1 protein-coding gene and 1 pseudogene are annotated in these 1,425 nt (G+C 66.9%); one reads left to right on the top strand and one right to left on the bottom strand.

The window, feature by feature from the left end; translation table 11 throughout:
* Positions 1-263, top strand: a pseudogene (locus NA637_RS25810) (transposase); the annotation flags it as partial.
* 307 nt (positions 264-570) lie between these two features.
* On the opposite strand, the gene NA637_RS24975 reads toward NA637_RS25810, so the two are convergent.
* Positions 571-1,365, bottom strand: coding sequence for a 2-keto-4-pentenoate hydratase (locus NA637_RS24975; protein ID WP_008328897.1), 795 nt, complete (start codon positions 1,363-1,365; stop codon positions 571-573).
* Positions 1,366-1,425 lie beyond the last annotated feature (60 nt).

The raw sequence follows: 1,425 nt of genomic DNA, 5'->3' as shown, positions 1-1,425 counted from the left end.
ATGTCTCCATGGCGGGAGTGCACCGGGTCGCCTCGTTGGTACAGCGCTGGGTGCTGGGAACGCACCACGGTTCTGTGCAACCCGAACACCTGGACGCCTATCTCGATGAATTCGTGTTCCGTTTCAACCGGCGCACATCCAGCTCACGCGGGATGCTGTTTTAACGCTTGCTGCAGCAAGCGGTGGTGACGCCGCCAGTGACGTATGGGGATGTCGTGAGCAAGAACACCGGGGAGAGGCAATCGGATACCATTGCTGGATGAAATCACAGTGTCAATGGGGCTGATGGAGCTAAGCGGATACCCCTTGCAGGCATACAGTTGCTTGAGGAAGGGCTTGCGCGGTCGGCTCGGCGCCGACCCGTGGCAGCGCTTCATTTGATCGCGGCCGAAGTCCGCACAAGGCTGGTGGCTGTCACTCGACCTCTCTGCAGGCCATCGTAGAGGCGCCTCCACCGGCCGCTCACTGGTCAAGGTGTCACGCGACCGCTCACGCTGCACTGGCGTCTTTGATGGAGCCGTTCGTTGACCGGGTTGATGTGCAGGCGATCCGCACCTATCAAGTGTCGTTTCACAGACGCCGCACAGTCACATCTACCGACCAAGCGTCCCCAAACGAAAACACTCCCGTCAACCTCCCCCCCACCTCCAGCTCACAAGCCTTTGTCAGCCCACCCGTGATCACCAGATCACCCGCCTCCAGCCGCTGACCAAACGCGGCCAGCTCCCGCGCCAGCCGCGCCACCGCGTCCAGGGGGTGGCCGTCGGCATCGGCGCCCACGCCCTGTCCCAGCGTGTGGTGGCTGCCGTCGTGCAGGCGCACCGCCACGGTGCCCGCCGCCATCAGGTCGGTCACCGGCAGGCGTGGCCCGACGACGACCTGGCCGGCGGACGAGTTGTCGGCGGTGTTCTGTTCGAGGTTGAAGCGGTATCCTGTCCAGGTGGAGTGCACGACTTCGAGGCAGGCGTAGGCGCCCTCCACGGCGGCGACCACGGTGTGGCGGTCGACGGGCGCGTGCCGCGCGTCGAGGGCGGTTTGGAGGCGCAGCCCGATCTCGGGTTCGACCCGCGGCTGCACCAGGCGCTCGTGCACCGCGTCGCCCGAGTTCAGCAGCATCCGGTCGGTCAGCGGCCCGATGTTGGGCCGGGCTATGCCCATCTGGCGGCGCATCACTTCCGACGTGTAACCCAGCTTCCACCCGACCACGCGCTCGCCGGCGGCCAGGCGCAGGCCGAGCAGCGCGCGCTGGATGGCGTAGGCGGTGGCGAGGTCGGGCGTGCCGATGGTGGCTGCGGCGTCCAGTGTCCGACCGGCCTGGCGGGCGGCCCAGATCGCTTCGGCGAGTTGGTTGGGCGTCTGGGTCATGGGGGGGCTCCGCCTGGAAAGGTTGAGGGTGGGGCGCGCCGGCTATGGCAGGTCGGAGGA

The organism is Stutzerimonas stutzeri (assembly GCF_024448935.1).
Taxonomy (GTDB): domain Bacteria; phylum Pseudomonadota; class Gammaproteobacteria; order Pseudomonadales; family Pseudomonadaceae; genus Stutzerimonas; species Stutzerimonas stutzeri_AO.
Note: the sequence above shows the minus strand (reverse complement) of the source record. Positions and strands in the feature narration are given on the sequence as shown.

Excerpts from the sequence above, each read along its gene's own strand:
- NA637_RS24975 (WP_008328897.1), bottom strand. The coding sequence starts at position 1,365 with ATGACCCAGACGCCCAACCAACTCGCCGAAGCGATCTGGGCCGCCCGC.